General features: G+C 50.7%; 29 protein-coding genes. 25 read left to right on the forward strand and 4 right to left on the reverse strand.

The genetic code is table 11. The annotated features are described in order from the left end of the window. Window positions 1-77 precede the first annotated feature (77 nt). The 3 genes from NOS26_RS09580 to NOS26_RS09590 all read right to left on the reverse strand — a co-directional run bounded on the left by NOS26_RS09580 (window position 78) and on the right by NOS26_RS09590 (window position 2240). Window positions 78-1133 (reverse strand): topoisomerase DNA-binding C4 zinc finger domain-containing protein, encoded by a 1056-nt coding sequence (locus tag NOS26_RS09580; RefSeq protein ID WP_255917628.1) that lies wholly within the window; start codon window positions 1131-1133, stop codon window positions 78-80. Between the two features lie 48 nt (window positions 1134-1181). After that, a complete protein-coding gene (locus NOS26_RS09585; protein ID WP_255917629.1) occupies window positions 1182-1700 on the reverse strand; it encodes a hypothetical protein in 519 nt (172 codons plus the stop codon). Window positions 1701-1838: 138 nt separating this feature from the next. Continuing rightward, window positions 1839-2240 (reverse strand): helix-turn-helix domain-containing protein, encoded by a 402-nt coding sequence (locus NOS26_RS09590; protein ID WP_255917630.1) that lies wholly within the window; start codon window positions 2238-2240, stop codon window positions 1839-1841. Between the two features lie 127 nt (window positions 2241-2367). Here NOS26_RS09590 and NOS26_RS09595 point away from each other — a divergent pair, with 127 nt between their 5' ends. The 11 genes from NOS26_RS09595 (at window position 2368) to NOS26_RS09645 (ending at window position 8712) form a co-directional block, all read left to right on the forward strand. Continuing rightward, the gene (locus NOS26_RS09595; RefSeq protein WP_255917631.1) at window positions 2368-2556 is read left to right on the forward strand and encodes a helix-turn-helix domain-containing protein; all 189 of its coding nucleotides are present in this window, start codon (window positions 2368-2370) and stop codon (window positions 2554-2556) included. A gap of 63 nt (window positions 2557-2619) precedes the next feature. Beyond that, window positions 2620-2850 carry a hypothetical protein gene (locus tag NOS26_RS09600; protein WP_255917632.1) on the forward strand — a complete coding sequence of 77 codons (231 nt, stop codon included), beginning with the start codon at window positions 2620-2622 and terminating at the stop codon, window positions 2848-2850. Between the two features lie 146 nt (window positions 2851-2996). Then, window positions 2997-3218 (forward strand): hypothetical protein, encoded by a 222-nt coding sequence (locus tag NOS26_RS09605; RefSeq protein ID WP_255917633.1) that lies wholly within the window; start codon window positions 2997-2999, stop codon window positions 3216-3218. Then, on the forward strand, window positions 3215-3610 hold the full coding sequence (locus NOS26_RS09610) for a hypothetical protein (protein ID WP_255917634.1): 396 nt from the start codon (window positions 3215-3217) through the stop codon (window positions 3608-3610). The genes NOS26_RS09605 and NOS26_RS09610 overlap by 4 nt, the downstream gene beginning before the upstream one ends. 2 nt (window positions 3611-3612) lie before the next feature. Then, complete coding sequence (locus tag NOS26_RS09615; RefSeq protein ID WP_255917635.1) at window positions 3613-3936, forward strand: LysM domain-containing protein; 324 nt, start codon at window positions 3613-3615, stop codon at window positions 3934-3936. A 428-nt stretch (window positions 3937-4364) separates the two neighbouring features. After that, window positions 4365-5189 (forward strand): hypothetical protein, encoded by an 825-nt coding sequence (locus NOS26_RS09620; protein WP_255917636.1) that lies wholly within the window; start codon window positions 4365-4367, stop codon window positions 5187-5189. 141 nt (window positions 5190-5330) lie between these two features. After that, entirely contained in the window at window positions 5331-5630 is a 300-nt protein-coding gene (locus NOS26_RS09625) for a hypothetical protein (protein ID WP_255917637.1), read from the forward strand. Beyond that, window positions 5627-6067: a hypothetical protein gene (locus NOS26_RS09630; RefSeq protein WP_255917638.1), complete on the forward strand. Its 441-nt coding sequence runs from the start codon at window positions 5627-5629 to the stop codon at window positions 6065-6067. The genes NOS26_RS09625 and NOS26_RS09630 overlap by 4 nt, the downstream gene beginning before the upstream one ends. Beyond that, window positions 6060-6815 carry a ParA family protein gene (locus tag NOS26_RS09635; protein WP_255917639.1) on the forward strand — a complete coding sequence of 252 codons (756 nt, stop codon included), beginning with the start codon at window positions 6060-6062 and terminating at the stop codon, window positions 6813-6815. Before NOS26_RS09630 ends, NOS26_RS09635 begins: the two co-directional genes overlap by 8 nt. A 3-nt stretch (window positions 6816-6818) precedes the next feature. After that, entirely contained in the window at window positions 6819-7931 is a 1113-nt protein-coding gene (locus NOS26_RS09640; protein WP_255917640.1) for a ParB/RepB/Spo0J family partition protein, read from the forward strand. A gap of 301 nt (window positions 7932-8232) precedes the next feature. After that, on the forward strand, window positions 8233-8712 hold the full coding sequence (locus tag NOS26_RS09645) for a DUF1492 domain-containing protein (protein ID WP_255917641.1): 480 nt from the start codon (window positions 8233-8235) through the stop codon (window positions 8710-8712). Between the two features lie 280 nt (window positions 8713-8992). Here NOS26_RS09645 and NOS26_RS09650 read toward each other — a convergent pair whose 3' ends face one another. Further along, window positions 8993-9163: a hypothetical protein gene (locus tag NOS26_RS09650; protein ID WP_255917642.1), complete on the reverse strand. Its 171-nt coding sequence runs from the start codon at window positions 9161-9163 to the stop codon at window positions 8993-8995. Between NOS26_RS09650 and NOS26_RS09655 the strand changes: the two genes are divergently transcribed. From NOS26_RS09655 to NOS26_RS09720, 14 genes are all read left to right on the forward strand, one after another. Beyond that, window positions 9144-9590 (forward strand): helix-turn-helix domain-containing protein, encoded by a 447-nt coding sequence (locus NOS26_RS09655; RefSeq protein WP_255917643.1) that lies wholly within the window; start codon window positions 9144-9146, stop codon window positions 9588-9590. The two genes, NOS26_RS09650 and NOS26_RS09655, sit on opposite strands and share 20 nt — an antisense overlap. After that, a complete protein-coding gene (locus NOS26_RS09660; RefSeq protein ID WP_255917644.1) occupies window positions 9587-11029 on the forward strand; it encodes a terminase in 1443 nt (480 codons plus the stop codon). Before NOS26_RS09655 ends, NOS26_RS09660 begins: the two co-directional genes overlap by 4 nt. Before the next feature lie 4 nt (window positions 11030-11033). Then, window positions 11034-11285 (forward strand): hypothetical protein, encoded by a 252-nt coding sequence (locus NOS26_RS09665; RefSeq protein WP_255917645.1) that lies wholly within the window; start codon window positions 11034-11036, stop codon window positions 11283-11285. Window positions 11286-11289: 4 nt separating this feature from the next. Continuing rightward, window positions 11290-13032: a portal protein gene (locus NOS26_RS09670; RefSeq protein ID WP_255917646.1), complete on the forward strand. Its 1743-nt coding sequence runs from the start codon at window positions 11290-11292 to the stop codon at window positions 13030-13032. Then, complete coding sequence (locus tag NOS26_RS09675; RefSeq protein WP_226886700.1) at window positions 13029-13316, forward strand: hypothetical protein; 288 nt, start codon at window positions 13029-13031, stop codon at window positions 13314-13316. The genes NOS26_RS09670 and NOS26_RS09675 overlap by 4 nt, the downstream gene beginning before the upstream one ends. Continuing rightward, entirely contained in the window at window positions 13309-13938 is a 630-nt protein-coding gene (locus NOS26_RS09680) for a hypothetical protein (protein ID WP_255917648.1), read from the forward strand. Before NOS26_RS09675 ends, NOS26_RS09680 begins: the two co-directional genes overlap by 8 nt. An 11-nt stretch (window positions 13939-13949) precedes the next feature. Beyond that, entirely contained in the window at window positions 13950-14954 is a 1005-nt protein-coding gene (locus NOS26_RS09685) for a major capsid protein (RefSeq protein ID WP_255917649.1), read from the forward strand. Window positions 14955-14963: 9 nt separating this feature from the next. Further along, on the forward strand, window positions 14964-15317 hold the full coding sequence (locus tag NOS26_RS09690; RefSeq protein ID WP_255917650.1) for a hypothetical protein: 354 nt from the start codon (window positions 14964-14966) through the stop codon (window positions 15315-15317). Beyond that, on the forward strand, window positions 15314-15475 hold the full coding sequence (locus NOS26_RS09695; RefSeq protein WP_255917651.1) for a hypothetical protein: 162 nt from the start codon (window positions 15314-15316) through the stop codon (window positions 15473-15475). Before NOS26_RS09690 ends, NOS26_RS09695 begins: the two co-directional genes overlap by 4 nt. A gap of 43 nt (window positions 15476-15518) precedes the next feature. After that, on the forward strand, window positions 15519-16118 hold the full coding sequence (locus NOS26_RS09700; RefSeq protein WP_255917652.1) for a hypothetical protein: 600 nt from the start codon (window positions 15519-15521) through the stop codon (window positions 16116-16118). Next, window positions 16111-18375, forward strand: a complete 2265-nt coding sequence (locus NOS26_RS09705) for a hypothetical protein (RefSeq protein ID WP_255917653.1) — start codon at window positions 16111-16113, stop codon at window positions 18373-18375. Before NOS26_RS09700 ends, NOS26_RS09705 begins: the two co-directional genes overlap by 8 nt. Before the next feature lie 67 nt (window positions 18376-18442). After that, entirely contained in the window at window positions 18443-18898 is a 456-nt protein-coding gene (locus NOS26_RS09710; protein ID WP_255917654.1) for a hypothetical protein, read from the forward strand. Beyond that, window positions 18837-19553 carry a hypothetical protein gene (locus tag NOS26_RS09715; RefSeq protein WP_255917655.1) on the forward strand — a complete coding sequence of 239 codons (717 nt, stop codon included), beginning with the start codon at window positions 18837-18839 and terminating at the stop codon, window positions 19551-19553. Before NOS26_RS09710 ends, NOS26_RS09715 begins: the two co-directional genes overlap by 62 nt. Before the next feature lie 9 nt (window positions 19554-19562). Then, window positions 19563-22340, forward strand: a complete 2778-nt coding sequence (locus tag NOS26_RS09720) for a D-Ala-D-Ala carboxypeptidase family metallohydrolase (RefSeq protein WP_255917656.1) — start codon at window positions 19563-19565, stop codon at window positions 22338-22340. The last annotated feature ends 3 nt before the right edge of the window (window positions 22341-22343 follow it).

A 22343-nucleotide genomic window follows, 5' to 3' on the forward strand; every position in this document is an offset into this window, starting at 1 on the left:
TATTTACAAATGCCGATACGGTACTAGTGATACCGCCGGCGCGTCCCGTATCCTGGTTCGAAGGATACGGGATTTTTTTATGGTTTACAGATTAGGCAAGGCCTAAATCCACGATTTATAAGTTCGTCCCGATTATCAAAGTAGATGCGGTTGCTTTCGCTCATCCGCCTTTCAGCACGACACCCAGAACGATGAAAAACTCCTGTGCGTGCATTTCCTACATAAGTGGTGGAAATTGGATTTTGAATATCTTGATTTGTAGGTAATGTTGGTTGAAAAGATTTGGTAGATGAACCTGGACCCGTTGTTGCAGGAAGTACAATGGGGGAAGTATCCTTCTTAGAAGATGGAGCCTTTTTTAGCGGAATGGATTGTTTTGTTGGCGGTGAGGCTTTCTGTTTAGATGTTGAAGGACTTAACAGGCCAAAGCCATGTGTAAAGAAGGCCAATAAAATTACTATGCATAGTGAAATATATTTGAATTTTGAAAAGGAACGTGAATGTGGGGTAGCAGCTACTTTGATGTATCCATTACCAGAGGCGCGCGGAGGAATAGATTGAGCATCAGAAACTGGTTTATTGAGTGGAGGTAAAATAAAATCAGGGTGTTTCATTTTGTTACGAATATAAGCATCTAAAGTATGGAGCTTTTCTGTATTTGCATCAGTGGAGTGAATTAACCCCTGGGCAATACCGTTAATTCTCAATGCTTCCGTAAACTCGCCTCTGGAGCATAAGGCTTTTGCTCCAGAATAATATACTAAGCCAGCTAATGTGCTGATATATTCTCTCATGTAGAAATATTTTTGCTTTTGAAGATAAGAGGTCAGCGCTTTTTTTGATATGGAAAACTCGTCTTCAAATGAAAGCAGTAGAGACTGGATAGTTGCTGTATCAGATTCTTTAGCTAGTTTTGATGAGTAAGATTTACAGAGATTTTCAATATCACGGAGTCCGGTTAAAAATTTTTGTTGTGATGCGGATAATTTACCACTAGGATAATTTAGCGTAAAAGGACATTTAGGATAATTAGGGCAACCCCAAAAGAATCCAAAAGTACCATGACGCTTTTGCATAGTAATACCGCAATGTGGACAACGTGGAGCAATTTGAGGAAGGGTATTTGTATTCAAGAAAATCATCCCCTCGATAAATTAAAGTTAAATAATAATCAAAGGCGTTTATTCTCCAAATAATTGCCAATATGAAACTGTATTAAATAATTTCATTCCCAATTCTTTAGTGTCATCAAAATCTGAATTACTTGAACATGTAATAGAATAACAATAGTTATTGCTAATGAAATTACACCATATATAGTAATGCCCTTTATCTGCTTTTAAAATGGACAATACACCATTCTTTTCGGGAATAATTTCAGAGAAAATAATATCAGAATTTTTGTTCATGAGATTGGTTCTCCAAGTATTTAAAAAATCTTCCCCCGATTTAGGATATAAATGAGGAATAGCAGAGAATGATATATATTTATTAGCTGATGTAGAGGTCAGAGGATTGGTAGTATATATAAGCAAATGATTTGGGGTCAAGATACTAATAGAATTAGAATTGAGAATAGTAATATTATTAACTATGGATTGAGGTAAAGTGATTTTCATACAATTCAATTTAATGTCCATAGCAAATACCGAGGCGCTCATAGATAAAATAAGCATTACTGAAATTAAGAATTTACGCATAATGACACCCTCTTTTGAAATTGACAATGATTAAATTACAGCGCTGTTCTAAAAATTGTTGTGCTACAATCAGTGCATATGCTTATGAGTGTTACTCCTTTAGCTTAATAATTCACCCTTTTCTAAATTTAATAAATATCAGATTACCTTTCCTTCTTCAATTTTCGATTGATATTTTTCAGCACGTAACATGCCTTTTATTTCTCCACGAATTTCAGCTTTATCACAGGGATCAAGTTGTTTATACAATGCAAGAAGTTCTGTTTCATCAGCAGTTAATGAAATAGATTTGTTAGATTTCTTTTCTGCATTAATAATTACGGATTGATCTTTATCTAATATATTTAAATCTAGGCCAGTGACTTCGGCGATTTTTTGTAAGGTTTGAATTGTTGGAGAAAATGATTTCTTAGTAGTAGGGTTAATTCCCTTTTCTAAGATAGAGATATACGCTCGACTTAACCCACACATATCACCAAAAGCTTGCATTGATAGTCCGTGTTCTTTTCTATAAGTTTTTACCCATTCACCAATTTTCATTTCAATACCCCCGCAAAACATAATAATGTCAATTACATTTTACAGTACATCCCTACTATATGTCAAATAGACTTGACATAAAAATATAAATCCAGTAAACTAGACATAAGAAAGGGGGAAACTAGATATGGCATACAATATTGCTGAAATTAGAAAATCAAAGAAAATGACCCAAAAAGAACTGTCAAAAAAGTCCGGTGTGTCTAGAGCTACTATATCTAAAATTGAAAATGGTGAGACTGTAGAAGTTAAATTGTCTACAATAGAAGCAATTTCTAATGCATTGGATATTAATTGGACTGAACTTATAAGCTAAAAATCTAGTATACTAGATATATAATTGAGCGAATTACTTCGAAAGTATTATAAGGACGTGAACATGGAAAAACTAATCATGGATTCATATAGGGATTGTACTGGAACGTTGGTACAAGTATTCAGAAAGCCTAAAGGCGGGAATATTACGTTTGCAGACATCCATAATTACCTGGTTGAAAAGTTTGGTGGCGGCGTATATTTGGCCGTCATCAACGCCAACTCAGGGGAACGCGTGGACAAGATAAGCGCGATAGACGCTTACGATGCCGACGACATGGAACGTTTTTTATAAAAGAATTAATGAAAAAAGGCGGTGAAGACGATGTTGGATGAATTCTATAGAGACATTTTAGAGTTTTATATGGACCCGGCCAATGTCCAGGCTTTGGAAGAATACCGAAAGGCAAAGGAAGAAGACCAGGGGAAGGAGGATAAAACATGAGTGGTCAATGGGAACAGAAACGGGATGTACTGGCCTGTCTTCAACGGGCAGCAGAATATGCCGGAAAAGATTTGAGCTTCATTTTGACAGAAGACGAAAGCGAAGTCGAAGTTACTAACTTGAGAAGCTACGAACATATTACCATCCGGGTTGCTTACGACAGCCCGGGAGCATTACTCGTAGATGTCCTAAAAGGGATTGAAAGGTGGTTGCTATGATGGAAGTAACGGATAAATGGGCTTACGCATTAGGCGACGAAGAAGACTATAACGATATCTTCTATGACAGCAAGGAAGAAGCTTTGGATGAAGCCATACACGAAGCCAGACTGGAAGATGTGCAGACCGTATGGGTTGGACAAGTACAACGATTCCAGCCGGTCATCAGCATTGCAGACGAATTATTATATCAGCTACAGGACCAGGCATACGAAGAAGCAGGGGACTATAGCCTAGGCTGGTTGGATAATGTCACAAAAGCCCATCAAGACGAACTGGACAACGCTATCGAAACATGCTTTTTGGCCTGGATGAAGGCACATCCGGAATACCAGACGAAATTTTTTACGATTTTTGATTCGAGGGAATACAAGGTAGGTGAAGAAAAATGAAGGTGACAGAAGTACGTGGCCATCATACTACGGAGATGCAGTCGAAGCGGTCGCGGATCCGTGAAGGGATAACCTTCTGCTTGGGGCTGGCGATGGCCTGTGGCATTGGTATCTACATCGGGCATACGGCCGGCGAAGAAGCTAAACAATTAGAAGAACAGCGCATCCATTACGTCCAAGAGGGGGAAACCCTTTGGGACATTGCATCCGGCATTGCCGGCGATAGTGATGATATTCGGCAGGTCGTATATGAACTACAGACAGTCAACAACATTTCCGGCACAGAGGACCTGCATCCCGGCCAACGGCTGATTATCAAGTTTTGATGAGGCAGTCGATGACATGCCCACTATGCGGCAAAACGGCGAACAGCTGGATTTACTGCAAGGCCAGGGCGCAGGATATTTGCCAGGACCATTGCAAGGCCTGCAAATATTTTGCAGGGACTATGTTGTGGTCCTGCTGGTATGGCATAAAGCAAGAAGCGCCGAAGGGAAAACCGAAGGCGGAGGAACAGGCTTTGCCAGATACACGCGGCGGCCGGGCCGTGGAAAAGTTCCGGCAAAATATGAGGGCAATAGAAAAGCGCCTCACTCATGAAGAATGAGACGCTTTCTACCTTGTGTTGCAAAAGAGATCGTCGGTACACAATCAGTATAACATAGAGCAGGGTTTCAAGGATAGGGCACAGCCCTATTTTACACTTGCTTAAAGGTATTAAATATACAAACAACCGGCGGACAGGAGGTTCGGCATGTATGTCATGGAAACGGTGACAGCAGGTCCCGTCATCGAGGTGAGAAAATATCATACCGCCCGCTACCACCATCCATCGATGCCGCGCAGCCGGAATTGCAATAAGACCGGCGCCGACCAGTGGAAGGTAAATGAGCGTAACTCCATCCGGAACCTGCGGCTCCTCATCCTGGAGAACTTCCAAGAGGATGACATACGCCTGGACCTGACCTATGCCGGGGAAGCTCCGACCGAAGCCGAAGCGAAAAAACGGCTGGACAACTTCATCCTATGCCTGCGACGCCACTACCGGGCGGCCGGGCATGAGCTGAAGTGGATTGGCACAAGCGAGGGCAAGGACCATCGCCCTCATCATCATCTGCTGATAAACAACATCGGCTGGGGACGGCGGGAATATCAGGCACTGTGGAAGTGGGGCAAAATACCCTATAACGCCTTTCGCTTCTACGACGGCCAGCCAGCTGATGCGGAACGAGTGGCCAAATATCTCGTCAAGGAAACGCGCGAAACGTACTGCCAGAAAGAACGTTGTCAGCGGTCCCGCTATCGGTGCAGCCGGAACCTTCGCAAGCCAAAGGTTGAAAAGGAAATCATACAGTCCAAGACGTGGCGGGAACCGAAACCCAAGAAGGGCTATTATATTGAAAAGCCCGTGCAATACGGGTATACGGCCTATGGGTTCCCGTACATGTTCTATCGCATGATAAGAGAGGAGGAAAGCGTTGGTGTACCTGATCCGCAAATCGCCGGTCCCGTTCGCTGCCGTGGCAGAGGGACGGGAAAACACGCTGCTGCTCGGAAAAAACGAATGTGTCCGGATTGACGAAGAAATCCACTTCGTCGAATTCGAACACGGGCGGCGGACCGGCAAAGAATGTTATGGGCGCGTTGAGTATATCTACGATAAGCGCCTGGTCAAATTCCGGGTATACAAGCACCGGACGAATAGAAAGAAGGCCCGACAATGGAACTCAAAAAAAAGAAGCGAATCCACCTGACCGGCAGGAAGGCTAGGGAATTTTACGATAAGATTTACGACCGCGACGGCGGCCACTGCATCTGGTGCGGCGTGCCGATTGAATATGGCGTGAAGTACCACCATGAGCCGTGCGGCATTTACCGCAGTGACGAAGAAACGAAAGTTGTCATGCTCTGCCCGCACTGCCATTTCATCCGTCATCACCAGGCGCCGGCAGTCGCACGAGATATTTGCGTAGACTACCTGCACCGTCTGTACGGTGAAAAGGGGGCGCTCAAAGAATGATTGCCACGTGTGAACTCTGCGGAAAATCATTTGAAACCAGTCAGAAACGGAACTTGTGCGAAGCCTGTTCCGTGGCAGCTGAACAGCGGATTTATCATCCGACCCATGGCGTGTGCTGTATCTGTGGGCGTACCATGCCCGATGCCAGGCGCGGCCAAAAGTATTGCAGCCAAAAATGTAAGCGCCTGAGCCGCAGTATCATCAACCTGCGCTGGCACGATAACCACCCGGAATATAAACCGGCCCCCAAAATCAAGAAGCCGAAGACGCGGAGCTTCATGGCCGAAGTAGAAGACCTGGGACGAAAAATGGGTATCGGCGGCTATGGCCAGATGATGGCCATGATCAAGACGCGCTGTCAGAAATCTGGTCTTAGTGTGCGGAGTGAATTCTACCATTTGAAATTTGTCTATGAAAAGGAGCATGGCCATGATTAAAATAGCCGTGTACAGTCTCAAGGGCGGCGTCGGCAAAACCATAACGGCCGCCAACTTGGGACATTTGTACGCAACCCATCGAACAAAAAAACTCAAAGGGACGAAGCGGAACAGCTTACGCCGTGTCCTCTTGGTCGACCGGGACCCGCAGGGGAACTTGTCGCAATATTTCAGCCGCTATGATGCGGACGGCCCTGTCCAGCTGAACCCGGTCGGCACGGAATGGCCCTGGCTGGACATTATCCCTGGAAATTTATCGCTATCGGGTATGGAAGATGTGGCCTTAGACGTCGATTGCTTTGCCGACGACTACGACCTTTGCCTTATCGACTGCCCGCCGGCCCTGGGGAAACTGACGGCGGGAGCCTTGCGGTGTGCAGACTATCTGATTATTCCAATCCGCCTGGATGCCTTCAGTACGCACGGTCTGGAAAACCTCATGCAGCAGTTAAGCTACTTACAGGAAGCGGGCTTTGATGCGAAAGTGCTGGGCGTCCTGGTCACGCACGATGAGCCGGCATGGTACAGTGATGACGTAAAGGCTTTGCTTGGCGAACGGCTGCCGCTATTTACGACGGCCATCAGCCGCAGCGCCTGGGTGGCTGAATCGACTATCGAACATAAGCCCCTGGCAGAACTGACCGGGCCGGACCATCATTTAAAGCCGATGTGCATCAAGCCGGCCTGGCAGTATCGGCGTGTCATGAATGAAATCGTGGACAGGTTGTCCAAATTGGACAGGAGGTAACACATGAATTTAGCAGAAAGCCTGGGCTTCGTACCGCAAAAGACGGCACGGGCCGTGCGGGCTATCAACGTAGGCAAGCTCATCCCGAACCCGGCGAACTTTTACCACATCGGCAGTCTGGACGAGCTGAAAGCCAGCATTTTAGAAGACGGCGGCGTCCGCCAAAACCTCATCGTCGAACCGAAGGGCGATGGAACGTACATCATCATCAGCGGGCACCGGCGCTGTCAGGCCGTCAAAGAACTGCTGGCCGACGGGGCCGACGTGGAAGCGGACCTGCCTTGTGAAATTGAGCCGGACCATGCGAAGGCGGAAAGATTACTCATTAGGGCCAATAGTGCGGCCCGTATCCTGACGCCATGGGAAGAAGTCCTGCAAGCGCAGCGGGCTGATGAAATCATTACCCGCCAGCGGCAGGAAGGCGTCATCTCCGAAACGAAGCGGCAGGCCATGCAGACCTTACTGCATAAAAGCAGCGGAACCATTGGACGCCTCTGCGCCATTTACAATAACCTCATCGTTGACTTACAGCAGAAAATGAAAGACGGAAAACTCGGTGTATCCGTGGCCTATGAAATCTGCCAGTTACGGCCAGAAGACCAAAAGGGCCTGCTCGATGGAATGACCAAATTCGACATAGAAGAAATCAGCCTGGCCGATGTCCGACACTATAAAGACATGAACGGCATTAGTAATAAGCCGGCCGATGATCCACGGCAGACAACCATCATGGACTTCATCGACGACAAGCCGGCCGAAGAGCCAGCAGAAGAAACACGGCCTATGGTGGAAGCTGGTCGAGAACCGGAACGCCCTGCGGCGGTGGAATTGGTACAAGAACCGGCAGACGAAGAGGATGCCACGGACTCCGAAGAAAACCAGGTACTGAAAAAATACCAGACAGTAGCAGAGAGCGTCTGGCAGAGAACGTACAGCCTTTGGGAACTTCATGATAAATACGTTAACGGGAATATCACAACGGAAAATTATATCGCCGAATCACAGCATGAAGCACGGACGCTGTATTATGAAGCACGGACGCTGTATCAGGAACTGGATCACCTGCGGGTTCTCCACGAAAAAACGAAGAAAAATGAAGGAAAGGGTGAAATGTGATGAAATGGGTAGCAACAAGTGAAGAAATGCCGGAAGTAGGACGTCGTGTGTTATGTGCGATGTACGCCGACACGGAATACGGATTTCCTGTATGCGGACTGTTTGACGGGGAATATTGGATTGTCGACGACGTGCAGCAGCTCGTAGACAAAAAAAGGGTGCAGTATTGGTGCCCGATAGCACGCATACCAAGAAGGGGGAGATAACGTGGATCTGAAAGGCATTGTCTGGCTGGCAATTATTTTGTGGTGCATCATCTTCTGGCTGGGAATTACCATTGCGCTGGTAAGGTGGTGACGGCATGGACATTGTGAAAGCAAATATCGTCGATGCCAAAAAATTTCTATTAACCATACGGGAGCAGCATTACGAATTGGAAGAGCTAAAGTACGAACGCTATCTCGAAGAAAACGGCCTCTGTATCAAAGTATCGAACCCGGCGCGGCCCTGCGTCAGTGCTGGCGGTCCTAACGACTTATCGCGTATCCCCGTTCACATCGAACAATTTGTGAAAAAGATTGCCCACGAAGAAGCGGCACTCTATCGGATACGAGAAATGGGAAAAGACTTTATATCCCTGCTTCCGGATGCCAGGTCGCGGGCCATCTTGAAATACTACTACGTCGACTTCTTGACATGGGAACAAGTCGCCATGCGAATTCACTTATCGCCGTCCCGGATGTATAACAACCACAAACAGGCACTGGAGCAGTTGAACAGTCTGATACGGGCCGCGTGGATGCGGAAATTTATCGAGATTTTAAAAGACAGGAGTAAATAGGAGTCGAACCTGTGGTAAAATGATAGTGTCAGAAAACAACAAAATACGGGCGCTCGCCTAATCGCGGAGCGCCTTTTTTGTACCCAGAAAGGGGGGACGGCCATGATTCACTGCGATAACATCCGCTGTAAGTTCAATCAAATGGAAATCTGTACGAACCTGCGCCTGGAAATCGTCCATGAGCGCTGTGTGTGTTTTGAACTGAAATATCATCGGGCGAAACGCCATGTGTCAGATCTGAACCATGAGCCGGTCCCCTATCGGTCCAGAAAGAGGGTCTTTAAATGACAGCCAATAAAATCCGGGGAACACCGATTCGCCGGGAAAAGATATTTTTAAATAAAAATAATACGCGCCCAAATAGCGCGCGCAAAATAAAAACTAAAAAGCGCCGCGCCGTAACCTGGGCTAAATTCAACACGGCAAAAAACATGATGATTGTCCAGTCCATGTGCCGTAAAGGCTGGACTAATGATGAAATCGCCGATTACATCGGTATCAGCCTGTCTACGTTCTATAAGTGGCAGTCCGAACATGTAGAGTTTTCGGAGGCCCTCAAAGAGCCAAAAGAATACTGCATCGCCCGCGTAGAAAATGCGCTCCTGACGAGGGCCTTGGGAATCGAAAAGAAAATCCACGAGTCCGAAACTGTCACCGTCGAAAAAGACGGCAAGAAGGTTACGACGACAACGGAGAAAAACAGCCTCTGCTACTATCCGCCGGACACGCGGGCCGGTATCTTCTACTTGACGAACCGGGCCGGGAGTGACTGGAAGCAGAAGCAGCAGACAGAAGTAACAGGGAACCTGAGTATCGATGCGGCTGTAAATACAGAGGACCGGCTCAAAGCCGCTATGGAAAGGAAGAAAAAGAAATGACCATAGATGAAGCTTATCAAGTCATAGACTGCCTGGGGCAAGTAAGTGACGATCCGGAAGCCTTTGTCTGGTTTGCTTTTGACTGGGACCATGACCCGGATCTGCAAGGTCAGGCGCCACAGGACTGGCAGCTGGAGCAGTTAAGGATGATAGGGAAAGGGCTGGCTAAGCCGAATGAAGTCATTCATCAAGCCGTGGCCTCTGGTCATGGTATCGGCAAATCGGCGCTGGTCGCCTGGATCATATTATGGGCTATCTCGACGTATCCCAACACGCGCGGCGTCGTCACAGCCAATACAGAAGCACAGTTGCGGACGAAGACCTGGCCGGAGCTTGCAAAATGGTATCGGCGTTTCATTGGCAAAGAACTGTTCCATCTGACGGCAACGTCTCTGTTTTCCATCCAGGAAGGGCACGACCGGACCTGGCGCATTGATGCGATTCCCTGGAGCAAAGACAATCCGGAAGCTTTCGCCGGGTTGCATAACCAGGGCAGCCGAATCTTATTGGTATTCGACGAAGCCTCGGCCATTGACGATGCTATCTGGGAAGTCGCCGAAGGGGCGCTGACTGATACGGATACCCAGATTATCTGGTGTGCCTTCGGCAACCCGACGCGCAACACCGGGCGCTTTCATGATTGCTTTACGAAATACCGGAAATACTGGAACACAAAAAAGATAGACAGCCGGTCTGTACCTATATCGAACAAAGCCCAAATACAACAATGGGAAGACCAATACGGCGAAGACTCGGACTTCTTCCGGGTTCGTGTGCGCGGCGAATTTCCGTCTACATCGGAAAATCAATTCATCTCGGCACAACTTGTAGAAGATGCACAGAAACGCGCCTTGCGGCCTACTCAGTACAATTTTGCGCCGGCTATACTCGGCGTCGACATGGCTTGGAGCGGCGGTGATGCGACCGTCATCTATCTGCGGCAGGGACTGTACAGCCGCAAGCTGGCGTCGTATGCGAAAAACGACAACGACGGTGTCATCGCCGGAAAGATTGCCACCTTTGAAGACCAGTACCAGGCGCAGGCTGTCTTCATCGACCAGGGCTATGGAACCGGGGTTTATTCCTTCGGTGTGACCATGGGGCGGCACTGGCGGCTGGTGGCCTTTGGCAGCGCCGCAGGGAAGCGGGGCTATGCCAATAAACGCGCTGAAATGTGGGGCGCCCTCCGGGACTGGCTGCGGGATGGCGGGGTACTCGAAGACGGGGACGTCATCCATGACGACCTCATCGGGCCGGAAGCCTTTGTCAATGCTAAAGGCGAAATACAGCTGGAGAAAAAAGAAGACATGAAGCGGCGCGGGCTTCCATCTCCGAACGAAGCAGATGCCCTGGCGCTGACCTTTGCCTTTCCTGTACTCCGCAGGGATGCGGATATAGGGACGGCTAATACGAAATACGATTTGTTCAAGAGGAGGTAACACTATGTGTGGAAAAGTAGGGAAAGCCATTGGCGGTATTTTAGGATTTGGCGGGGGCAGCAGCGCCCCGACGGTCCCGCAGGCAGACCCCGTAGCAACGACCGTCAACGTCGGCGATGATACGAGTAATACGACGGACGATGCCACGAAAAATGCGAAGAAGAAACGCGGATTTTCGGCAACGCAGTTGCGGGACTTCCGGTCCGGCCTGGACTCCATTTTAGGGAGCACCAATGGCAAGAATACGTTAGGGTGATGCTATGAGACCGGTTATTGAAACAGAATTGGCCCGCTCGCCGACGGGCAGCCATAAATTCAAGAAGACCAACACGGTCCAGCAGAAATCAAAGCTCATACAGCGCTATGCCGCACTCTTTCGGAACCGTCAGCGATGGCTGGATATATGGAAGGACATACGGGACAATGAACTTCCCTACGATGGCCAGTTCGACGATGACCAGCCAGGCAAGCCGAACCTGCACGACGACAATATCTACAACACGACGCCAGGCGACTGCCGCAGTATTTTTGCGGCGGGGATCCAGTCGGGACTGACGCCGCCGTCGCGGAAGTGGTTCCGCTATACCCTGGCCGACATGACGCTCAACGACAACGTCATGGTCAAGCGCGTGTTAGATCAGCGCTGTGACATTACAGAGTATGTCCTGGCACGGAGTAACTTCTATAATGCCGTCCATACGGTATACATGGAACTGCCCATGGGGCAGGCGCCTATGGGCATATTTGCCGCCGGACGCGGCATAACCTTTGTGCCGTATACCATCGGCACCTATGCCCTCGGCACCAATGCCCAGGGTATCGTCAATACCTTTGCCCGCAAAGTCCGCATGACAGCGGCCCAGATTGTCGGCAAATTCGGCCTGGAGAACTGCCCGCAGAGCGTGCAGGATGTCTACCGCAGTAATAATGGCTACAGCACGTACTTTACCGTATGCTGGCTCGTCGAAGAAAACGATAAAGCCGATGCCGACGAACTGGGAAACCAGCACATGCCGTTCCGGTCTGTCTACTGGGTGGAAGGCTCCAATGACCAGGAAGTATTGGCGGCTACAGGATTTGAAGAATGGGCTATCCCCGTAGCCCGCTATGACGTAAAGGGACTGGAAGAATACGGTATCGGCCCAGCATGGTATGCCCTGCCGGACTCGCGGATGCTCCAAAAAATGGAGTACGACGCGGCCATGGCTACCGAACTCGGTATCAAACCGCCCATGCAGGGGCCGGCGGATATTGCCCACCGTATCAATTTGTTCCCTGGAGGCTATACGGCGAACCTGGACCCGAACAATGCCGTTCGTCCCTTATTCCAGGGACAGCTGGATATTGGCACGCTGGACCAGAAAATCGTCCGCGTCGAAGACCGTATCAAACGGGCCTATTCGACAGACCTGTTCCTCATGCTCGACCAGCTCGACCGGGGGCAGATGACAGCACAGGAAGTCATGGCCCGGAACCAGGAAAAGCTTCAGCAGCTGGGACCAGTCGTCGAACGACTGCAATCAGAATTTCTGAATAAAGTGCTGGAACGCGTCTATAACATCCTCGACCGGAACCATGTATTTCCGCCCTTGCCGGACGAAGTGCAGGAGTTGCTCGACGGGCAGGAAATCAAAATCGAGTACCTGTCTCCGCTGGCACAGGCCCAGAAAATGTCCGGCTTGACGGCGATTGAACAGGGACTGGCCTTTGTCGGACAGACGGCACAGCTCGACCCGCGCGTCGTGAACCGTGTCGACTTCTCCGATGCCGTGGCTAAGTACCTCGACCGGATCGGCGTACCGGCTACGATGGTCCGCTCGGAAGACGAATATCAGCAAATCCTGGAGGCACAGCAGAAAGCCGAACAGGAAGCGCAGCAGCAGGCCCTGGCCGCACAGCAGGCACAGCAGGCGGCCCCGCTGGCCCAGGCGGCAAAGAATCTGACTGATGCGGCCAATGACGGTAATCCGGCATTACGAGAATGGATGGGGATGGAAACATGATGGATGAATACCAGCGCCTCGACCAGGAGGCTTTGAATTATGTACTGGCGGACCGAAAAGGCCGGTGGTTCCTCATGCGTCTGTTAGACCGGGCGCGTGTCAACGTACCGACCTTTCACCGCAGCGCTTTGATTACGGCGTATAACGAAGGCAGGCGTTCCGTCGGGCTGGAATACCTGGCCATGCTGACACGAGATGTCGACCACATTACTAAAAAACAGCAGGCCGAAAACGAATACGCCTTGGAAATCGCCCGCATTGAAGGAGGAAAGAAACATGTTTAACTTACAGTTATTCGCGGAAACCGACCCTTCCGCTCCTGTCGTACCCACTGCTTTGGGTGGTGACGAAGGCACACCGGCTCCGCAGGACACGAATCCGCCGACGGCCCCGCAGGATACGAACCCGCCGGCCGCACCAGAAACGTATGACTACTCCGGTGCACTCCATGAAATCTTTGGCGAAAACGCTGAAATGGATGATGGATTGTCGAACCAGCTGAGCGACATTCTTCACGGCCTGGGGGCTACGCAGGACCAGGCCACCGCGGCCGCACGGTTCGGTATGACCTATGCACGGGATGCCGCACAAGCCGCCGCACAGCAGGTACAGGACAGCTACGTCCAGGAAATCCAGGGATGGGGCGAAACAGCCCGCCAGGAACTGGGCGGAAAATTCGACGAAACCGTAGCAGCCGCTTGTACGACGCGTAACTACCTGGAACAAAAAGTGCCGGGCTTTACGAAAATGCTGAACCTCACTGGCGCTGGCAACCACATTGCCATGATCCGCGCCATGGCCGCGATGGCGTCTCTTGTGGGCGAAGACCCGGGACACAGTGGCCAGGGGAGCGGCGGAGGAAGCGGCCGCTCGTTATATGATCAGACAGATTTTTCAAAATATTAGGAGGCTAAACTATGGCTTACGGTAACACCGCATTGACTTTTTCGGATCTGCGCAAGCGCATGGATCCCGATGGCAAGATTGCCTGGATCATGGAAATCATGGCCCAGAGCAACCCGATTATGCAGCACATCCCCTGGATGGAAGGCAACCTGCCCACGGGCAACCAGACCACACTTAGAACGTCGTATCCGCACCCGCAGCTACGCCGCATTAACCGCGGCATTACGCCGGGCAAGTCGACGACCCGGCAGATTGTCGACACCTGCTGCTTGATGGAAGGCATGAGCCAGGTTGACGTGCGTATCGTCAATCTCGCACCGGACAAAGAAGCGACCCGTCGGTCCGAAGACGGGGCTTTTGTCGAAGGCTTCACGCAGGACCTTGCGAAATATATGTTCTACGGCGATACAGAAACAAACCCCGACGAATTCAACGGTCTGGGCATTCGCTTCAACACCTTTAAAGGCGATAAAGGCACCTATGGTTTCCAGACCATTAATGCCGGCGGCACGACGGAAAATAAGCAGACGTCGATGTACATTGTCGACTGGGGCGAAAATGCCGTCACCGGCATTTATCCGAAAGGCTCCCAGGCCGGACTCAAGATGGAAGACAAAGGCGAGCATATCGTAGAAGATGGCGAAGGGGGCAAATACAATGCCCTCGTTACCTGGTTTTCCTGGGACGCTGGCCTGGCCGTCCAGAATCTCCGTAAAGTCGCAGCTATCCGCAACGTCGACGTCGCCACAACCCCGACAGGGATTACGGCAGCCGACCGGAAGAAACTCGTCGAAAATATCATCGTCGCAAAGAACCGTATCGTCAATCCGAAACGACCGATTCTCTACGTATCGGATAAGGTCTATACGATCCTGGAATTGTATTTGAACGACAAAAACAACATCTATGTCACCCAGAGCGAAGCCTTGAACGGAATCCCGAAACTCTACGTACAGGGCCTGGAAGTGTCCAAATGTGACGCCCTGAGCGATACCGAACCGGTTATTACAGAATAGGAGGACCCTATGGTTTACGATGGCGAAAACACCTTTTACTGGAAGAAAGCACTGAACGGGACGACGACAGGTACGTCGGACGTCGTCCAGACAGGCAAAGGAGATGCGGGCAATCCGCTTATCCTCTACGTCACGGCTCCCGGCGCTACGGCCGATTTGACCGTCGAATTACAGACGGCTGAGGACGAAGCATTTACAAAAGCCGTTACCCTGGGAACGTATACCCTGAAAAAAGACGACGGTTTGAAAACAAAAGTTCCCTATGGGGACTTGGGCTTCATGCGTATCAAATACACCGGCGCGTCGGCTCTGACAGGTGGCACCTTGACGGCCGCCCTGGTCATGGATGCGGACCTGGCATGATACCAGCTATCCATTTCAAAAACGCCGGCCCGAAGCGGAGACTCGAAGACTTACATGCCAATGAGCTGCGACTTCGCCTGGAAAATGCCGGGATACCGTATCCCGACGATGCGACGAAACAAGACCTCGTCGACCTCGTACGGAAATACAGATTGTAGATGGGAGGGGCTTCGGCCCCTCACTCTATAGAAAGGAGCAGCCATGACCGATACAGATATTTGTAACATGGCCCTGTCGAATATCGGCAAGGGCGTCATTGAAAACATGGAAGAAGGCGTGGAAAATGCGAGAGCTTGTAAACTATTCTACGACCCGACGCGTCGTGAAGTGCTACGGTCTTTTCCCTGGGGGTTTGCACACCGGATTGAGCGCCTGGCCGTAGTCGATGTCGATGTGCCGGGCTGGGATTTTGCCTATGGCTATCCCGATAAATGCCTGATGATCCGTAACGTCGTATCCGATGCCAGCGGCGCTGACCGCGTCTATGAGCGCTTCGACGTCGTCAATATCGGTAGCAGTACGAAAGTCATCGTTACCAATGGCGAGCAGTGCTATGCCGACTATACGTGGGATGTGGAAGACCCGGAACTGATGGATACGATTTTCCTGCAAGGTTTCGCTCATCTGCTGGCGTCGAAACTGGCTATGCGGCTGACCGGAAACCCGCAGCAGGGACAGAACGAATATCAGCTGTACCGGGCTGTCATCGCCCAGGCGCAGGTCCAGGATGCTCGGGAAATGGAACCGCACACCGCCTTTGAAAGCAGCTATATCGCCGCAAGGAGGGGATACCGTGGCTAACATCTACGTCATTCAGCCGGCCTTTACGACCGGCGAAATATCCCCGGCAGTCGGCAGCCGTGTCGATTTAGACCAGTACAAGTCGGCTTTGCTTAATGCGGAGAACACCGTTATACGCCCCTATGGCGGCTGTTACCGTCGGCAGGGGTCCAAGTATATTGGCGAACTCAAAAGTAGCACTCAGGACGCTATCCTCGTTAGTTTTTACAATTCTGAAACTGACGCGTATCTCCTGGAAGTCGGTGTCCAATACATCCGGATCTGGAAAGATGGCGCCTATACGGGCATAGAAATCAGTACGCCTTATAGTAATCCTAAAGGGTTACAATTCAGCCAGTCCGGCGATGTCATGTATATTTGTTCCGGCCAGTATCCGGTAAAGCTGCTGCGGCATAAACAGGACGGCTGGGACCTTATCGACATGGAAATCACTGAACCCTATTATGACGCCATGCTCGATGCCGTCGTCGATAATAAAGTCACGCCATCCGGAACCTCTGGAACCGTGACTATCAGCTCGCAAGCCGCTATTTTTCACAATGGCATGGAAGGTAGCTATATTCAGCTCAACCAGAAAGTCGGCAGCCAGACCTTGTCTGGCTCCTGGGGCGAAGAAACGACGACCTGGACGTCAGGCGAACTCTATGTCGGAGAAAAATGGAAAATCGTCACTCATGGGACACACCACTACGAAATACTTCTTCAGAAGCGGGAAAAGAAAAGCTCCATTTGGCGGGAATATCGCAAGTACACGTCCAATGACGACCAGAACTACACCGAATCGGGCAGTGAAACGGAAGGCTGCTATTTACGGCTCATCGTCAAAGTCTGGGATGATGATGCGGCCCATGAATCGAAACTGACCGTAGATCTGACACGACTGCCATATACCCATACGGGGACGGCAAAGATTACCGCTATCAATTCTGGGACGACCGTCACCGCTGCCGTCAAAGATGTATTCGGCAGTACTGACGAAACGGCCGACTATGCATTGTCGTCGTGGAACAGCTATTACGGGTTCCCCCAGCAGTCCTGTTTTTTCCAGGACCGCTTAGTCTTTGCCGCCAACTACAAGAATCCCTATTCGTTATGGATGAGTAAGACCGGAGATTATCCGAACTTTTCCGTCGAAAAAGTGGACGGTACGGTCACCGATGACAGCGCTATCAAAATGGACCTCATTGTCCGCAACTCCTATCAGATTCGCCACCTCGTCCCATCGCAGGACCTCGTCGTCCTCACATCCGGGAATGAATGGGTTATCAGTGGCGACAGCGTCCTGACGCCGACGAAGGCTTATCCAAAGTCACAGACCATGCGCGGCTCCTCGACGTGTCTGCCACAGCATATCGGCAACCGTATCGTCCATGTCCAGCGGTCCGGTTCGACCGTCCGCGACCTGGGTTATCAGTACGAATCGGATAACTATAACGGCGACGAGCTGGATATTCTGGCTACGCACTTAGTCAAGAACCATAAACTGCTCTCGTCAGCTTATTGCCAGGAGCCGGATTCTACGCTCTTTTTCGTCCGCGATGACGGCGCCCTCCTGGCCTTTACGATGATACGGGAGCAGAAAGTCTTTGCCTGGTCGCATTTCGTCACGGACGGAAAATATAAATGGATTGTCGCCATCCCACGCAATGAGAACGACGAACTCTACGCGATCGTCGAACGGACCGTGAATGGGCAGCCGAAGCGGTATTTGGAACAGTTTGCCGTCATGCGCGACGATACCGACCAATACGCCGACTCGTATGTCACGGGCAGCGGCACGACGATTGCTTTACCACATCTCGTCGGGAAAACGGTGACCATCGTAGGCGACGGTATCCGTCAGAAAGACGAAGTCGTCCCAGCTGACGGCATGGTGCATCTCGATGAGTCGTATAGCCGTATCATCGCGGGCCTGCCGTACACGACCAAGATTGAACAGCCCGGCATGGAAGTCAGCCTCCGGGAAGGAACCCTGCAGGGGCGCGTCCATAAAATAAACGCGGTCACCCTGCGCGTCGAAGATACATACGGCGGTAAAATCGGTCTGACTTTCGACAAAATGGACGAACTCAAATACACAGACGAATATACCTTATTTTCCGGGGACCTGACCCAGAGTGTTCCCTTATACGATATTGGGGCCAACACGCGCAACCACTTGTGTATCATGAGTGATGAACCGTACCCCTTTAAACTCAACGCCATAATCAAGGAGGTCAGTATTGATGGGGGATTGGTTAGCGCATATAACGGTTAGACCGATAACGAAAGAATTACTGCCCGACGTCCGCTGGCTGGCAGAACGCCTGCGGACTCGGGACGATATGGAATTAAAAGCTACAGATACCAAGTTAGAAACCTTTGCCGTCGATGTAGACTACGAAAATTACATCGCCTACGTGGACGGCCAGCCGCTATTGCTATTTGGCGTCAGCCGCAGTGTAATTTGCGGCTATGGCCATGTCGTGTGGTGTGTCGCACGACATGACCTCTATCAGCATTACAAGAAAGAATTCGTCGCCCTGGGCCGGCAGATTCTGCCAAAGTGGAAGCGGCGGTTCCCGAAAATGTGGAATATGATAACCCAGAGCAACGAGAAGTCCCGGCGCTGGCTGAAATCATTCGGCGCGGAATTCTCGAAGCCCTTTCTCTATAAAGATATGTCGTGGCAGTTGTTTTTTGTGAAAGGGGATGAAAAGCATGTGCGGCGCACCGTGGATGATGGCCCTTACGGCCATACAGGGAATCAATCAGTACAACCAGCAAAAACAGCAGTATAACGCACAATCTGCGCTGTATAATGCACAGGCTAAGGCAGCCGAACAAAATGCCCGTATCAGCCAGGTCAAACAAGAACAGATTGCCGAACAATATGCAGCGCAGCAGTCTAAGCTGAATGACCGCATGAAATTAGCCGCCGGGCAGACAGCCGCTCAGGCCGGCGCCAGCGGACTGCAACTCAGCGGGTCCCCTTTGGATGCCCTGTCTTCCAGCTATGATGCCTGGCGGGATGACAGCAGTACCTTATTGCAGAACCAGCGCAATGACGTTTGGTCCGAACATGTGAACGAGGTCAACTATCAGAACCAGGCCAATGCCTACCGGACCAGCGCGGCTAACTTACAAGCGCAGAAAAAGAGTGCCTTATGGGGCACGATTCTAGGGACGGCTGCGTCTATGTATGGTATCCATCGAACTTACGGAGCCGCCGACAAGACCAGCGGCACCTATAATGGCGCCTATGATATTAACCCGGGCACCTATTATAACGGCAGCGGCCACTATACCTATACGAACCGGTTCAAACAGGAAGCCGGCATTTTTACGCCGGCCTACACGTATACGGGGATTACGCCAGTCAACCTGGATAAGGCGATTGCCAAATACGACTCCAAGCCGCGTATCCGTCCGGTTAATATCGAAAAATACTACTAGGAGGAAATCATGCAGATCAAGAGCTATAACCCGTCCGTGGACCCGAATACCATCCATGGAAATGTCCAGGCTCCAAGCGACTCGAACGCCTATGGGGCCAACGTGTCCGGCGCTAAAGTGTGGCAAACTGGCATGAGCGCCGTTCAGCAGCAGATGCAGGCCTATGTCGACGACCAAATCAACCTGAGTGTTCTCGACGCAAAAAATAAATATGAAGCCGGCATGAACGACCTGCTTAACAATCCCGATACGGGACTGCTGAATAAGCAGGATATAAATGCCCTGGATGTCGTCAATCAGTACCAGGCCGGCGAACGGGCTATCCGGGAATCGGCCATGGCCGGCCTGCCGAACTACCAGAAAGCCCACGATGCCTTCCTGCGCATGGCTGATGACGTAAACGTTCAGCGGGCGGGCCAGGTCATGAAATACCAGTACGCGAAAGACTTGGAACATCGGGACAACACGTTCAATACCTTTGTCACGAACGAAACGGACCACCTCGTCGAAAGCGGCAACAGCGACGGCCTGTTAAAAGGACTGAACCGCATTACGGCGACAGCCTACGCCCTCTATGGCAATATCTACGGGAAAGATAAGTTGGACGCCATGATAAAAGATAAAGCCACGACGATGGTCAACTCGGTGCTCACGAACTTGACGGCCAGCGGTAATGCATCGGACTTCGACAAAGCGACGGCCTTGCTGGAAAAGGTCAGTCCCTGGGTCGATGACAGCAAGTTGACGTCCATGCGGCATATGCTCTTGCAGCGGAAACATGATAATGGCCTGTTAGCCCGGGCAAAAGAAGCTGCCCGCCTGTATCCGAATGACCCCAAAAAACGTTCCGAATACATCCGGGCCGGGGCGACGAAGACCGTATACAGTGGCAGTGCCAGCACGGGCAACCAGGTCGTCGATTGGTATATTGACGCCGCCCATGAACAAGGAGTAGATCCTCAAATTTATTTAGCAACGGGGATGATTGAAACAGGTGGCAATACCGTCGAAGGGATGCACATGGCAGACGGCGGCGGCTTCGCCCAGATTACTGATGAAACAGCGCGGGCCTATGATCTGGATAATAAATTTCCTGGCTGGAATACGGACCCGAAACAGAATATCCGTGCCGGTGCGTATATCCTCAAACAGAAGACTGACGAAAACGGAGGCGACCCCTGGGAAGGCGTTCGGGCGTATAACGGCACCGGTCCAGCTGCCGAACAGTACAGAGAAACAGCAAAGAACAACTATGAATCCCTGAAAGGTATGGACTTATCCGGTAACGGCGGCAGCAAGATTCAACCGTACAACCTGCCGACCCAGGGGGCCAATATCGACGAACAGGTCCAGCAGCTGAAACCGGAATTCCGGGAAGCCCTGCCGATTATCGGCGGGATGCTCAACAAAATGGGCGTCGCTGACGGCGCGGAAATCTCATCCGGCGGACGTACACGGGAACATAACGCAGAAGTCGGCGGCAGTCCTACAAGTCAGCATATCATTGGACCGAACGGCGGCGATGCCGTGGACATTGTCCTGCCGGACGGCACGACGGCCGAAAAAGCCGAAGAAGTCCGCAAAGCCTTTGAAGACTCCGGCGCTTTTGACCAAGTCCTCTTCCACGATGCCGGCAGCGGATACCATCTCCACTTAGGCGGCTATCACGGCGGACTGGAAAAGTCCCAGGGCGTCACGGCTCATACGGAAGTCATCTATGATGAAGCAGAACTCCAAAAAGCGGAACAAATGGCGACTTCTATCATTGCTGAGCAGAAACGGCAGGAAAAAGAAGCCAATGACGCTATCGTCGAACAGGGACGAATGGAAATGCAGCAGCTCTATCAATCGGGGAATCTGGACCCGCAAGCCTATTTAGCCATTGCAGAGCGATACGGCTACAACAATCCGGATGTATATACGACGCTGAAAAGCTGTATCAGTGCCTATGTCAGCTTCCGTACTGGCGGGTCAGGAGGAAGCGGCCGCGGCGGTGGTCGTGGTGGAAGCGGCGGATCTCGTAGCAGCGGGGCCAATATGACTGTCCTAAAATCACTGTTCGGAAGCAACGGCATAGAGTCCTTCAACGATATAGTCAACTATTGCAATAATCATGGGATTCACTTATCAGCGTCAAACCTCAATACCTTGCAGAAAGCGGCCAGTGATTATCAGAATGGAACTGGTGAATATAAGCCGATGTATAATATCACGCCTGAGCAGATTGCCAATGCCAGCGGTATTGATCCAAGCACGTTTAAAGGGAACTGGGCCGTTGTGCAGCAGCTGGTCCGCGAGGCTGCCGTAAAATATCGGGCCGAACATAACGGACAGGAACCACCACTGAACGAACTAATTCAGTTTGGCGTGAATGCAGTAACAGCCGATGCCAACGGCTATTCGCAGGCACAAATGCGGGCAGCCGGAATTCTGCGTGTGACTGTCGGCGATAATGGGTACGCATGGGTAACAGACTTGTACCATAATTCGTACTATATCGATGTCTGGGATGTACAGGCTATTTTGAAGGACGAAAAGACTTTAGCGGACGTCGTTGAAGCGGCCGATAACTCCAGCGGAGACGACAGCAGCAGCGATGACAGCGGCGATGATGACGGCAGCACAATCGATAAGCTTAGCAATGCCGCGTCCGAAATCGGCAAAGACGTCAGCGAAGCAGCAGAAGCCATCAACGAAAGCTTCAAAGAACACGCAGAAAATAACGTCGCCTATGTGAATGGTGAAACCGAAGACCAGTCCGAAGGTGGCGGGTCTTACGTTTATTAGGAG

The organism is Megasphaera sp. SC8-1, from assembly GCF_024436295.1.
GTDB lineage: Bacteria > Bacillota > Negativicutes > Veillonellales > Megasphaeraceae > Megasphaera > Megasphaera elsdenii.

Excerpts from the sequence above, each read along its gene's own strand:
- NOS26_RS09655 (WP_255917643.1), top strand. The coding sequence starts at position 9,144 with ATGATGATTGTCCAGTCCATGTGCCGTAAAGGCTGGACTAATGATGAA.
- NOS26_RS09685 (WP_255917649.1), top strand. The coding sequence starts at position 13,950 with ATGGCTTACGGTAACACCGCATTGACTTTTTCGGATCTGCGCAAGCGC.
- NOS26_RS09630 (WP_255917638.1), top strand. The coding sequence starts at position 5,627 with ATGATTGCCACGTGTGAACTCTGCGGAAAATCATTTGAAACCAGTCAG.
- NOS26_RS09645 (WP_255917641.1), top strand. The coding sequence starts at position 8,233 with ATGGACATTGTGAAAGCAAATATCGTCGATGCCAAAAAATTTCTATTA.
- NOS26_RS09715 (WP_255917655.1), top strand. The coding sequence starts at position 18,837 with ATGATGGCCCTTACGGCCATACAGGGAATCAATCAGTACAACCAGCAA.
- NOS26_RS09690 (WP_255917650.1), top strand. The coding sequence starts at position 14,964 with ATGGTTTACGATGGCGAAAACACCTTTTACTGGAAGAAAGCACTGAAC.
- NOS26_RS09680 (WP_255917648.1), top strand. The coding sequence starts at position 13,309 with ATGTTTAACTTACAGTTATTCGCGGAAACCGACCCTTCCGCTCCTGTC.
- NOS26_RS09650 (WP_255917642.1), bottom strand. The coding sequence starts at position 9,163 with ATGGACTGGACAATCATCATGTTTTTTGCCGTGTTGAATTTAGCCCAG.
- NOS26_RS09620 (WP_255917636.1), top strand. The coding sequence starts at position 4,365 with ATGTATGTCATGGAAACGGTGACAGCAGGTCCCGTCATCGAGGTGAGA.
- NOS26_RS09595 (WP_255917631.1), top strand. The coding sequence starts at position 2,368 with ATGGCATACAATATTGCTGAAATTAGAAAATCAAAGAAAATGACCCAA.
- NOS26_RS09635 (WP_255917639.1), top strand. The coding sequence starts at position 6,060 with ATGATTAAAATAGCCGTGTACAGTCTCAAGGGCGGCGTCGGCAAAACC.
- NOS26_RS09640 (WP_255917640.1), top strand. The coding sequence starts at position 6,819 with ATGAATTTAGCAGAAAGCCTGGGCTTCGTACCGCAAAAGACGGCACGG.
- NOS26_RS09700 (WP_255917652.1), top strand. The coding sequence starts at position 15,519 with ATGACCGATACAGATATTTGTAACATGGCCCTGTCGAATATCGGCAAG.
- NOS26_RS09605 (WP_255917633.1), top strand. The coding sequence starts at position 2,997 with ATGAGTGGTCAATGGGAACAGAAACGGGATGTACTGGCCTGTCTTCAA.
- NOS26_RS09610 (WP_255917634.1), top strand. The coding sequence starts at position 3,215 with ATGATGGAAGTAACGGATAAATGGGCTTACGCATTAGGCGACGAAGAA.
- NOS26_RS09670 (WP_255917646.1), top strand. The coding sequence starts at position 11,290 with ATGAGACCGGTTATTGAAACAGAATTGGCCCGCTCGCCGACGGGCAGC.
- NOS26_RS09660 (WP_255917644.1), top strand. The coding sequence starts at position 9,587 with ATGACCATAGATGAAGCTTATCAAGTCATAGACTGCCTGGGGCAAGTA.
- NOS26_RS09710 (WP_255917654.1), top strand. The coding sequence starts at position 18,443 with ATGGAATTAAAAGCTACAGATACCAAGTTAGAAACCTTTGCCGTCGAT.
- NOS26_RS09590 (WP_255917630.1), bottom strand. The coding sequence starts at position 2,240 with ATGAAAATTGGTGAATGGGTAAAAACTTATAGAAAAGAACACGGACTA.
- NOS26_RS09585 (WP_255917629.1), bottom strand. The coding sequence starts at position 1,700 with ATGCGTAAATTCTTAATTTCAGTAATGCTTATTTTATCTATGAGCGCC.
- NOS26_RS09625 (WP_255917637.1), top strand. The coding sequence starts at position 5,331 with ATGGAACTCAAAAAAAAGAAGCGAATCCACCTGACCGGCAGGAAGGCT.
- NOS26_RS09720 (WP_255917656.1), top strand. The coding sequence starts at position 19,563 with ATGCAGATCAAGAGCTATAACCCGTCCGTGGACCCGAATACCATCCAT.
- NOS26_RS09600 (WP_255917632.1), top strand. The coding sequence starts at position 2,620 with ATGGAAAAACTAATCATGGATTCATATAGGGATTGTACTGGAACGTTG.
- NOS26_RS09675 (WP_226886700.1), top strand. The coding sequence starts at position 13,029 with ATGATGGATGAATACCAGCGCCTCGACCAGGAGGCTTTGAATTATGTA.
- NOS26_RS09695 (WP_255917651.1), top strand. The coding sequence starts at position 15,314 with ATGATACCAGCTATCCATTTCAAAAACGCCGGCCCGAAGCGGAGACTC.
- NOS26_RS09665 (WP_255917645.1), top strand. The coding sequence starts at position 11,034 with ATGTGTGGAAAAGTAGGGAAAGCCATTGGCGGTATTTTAGGATTTGGC.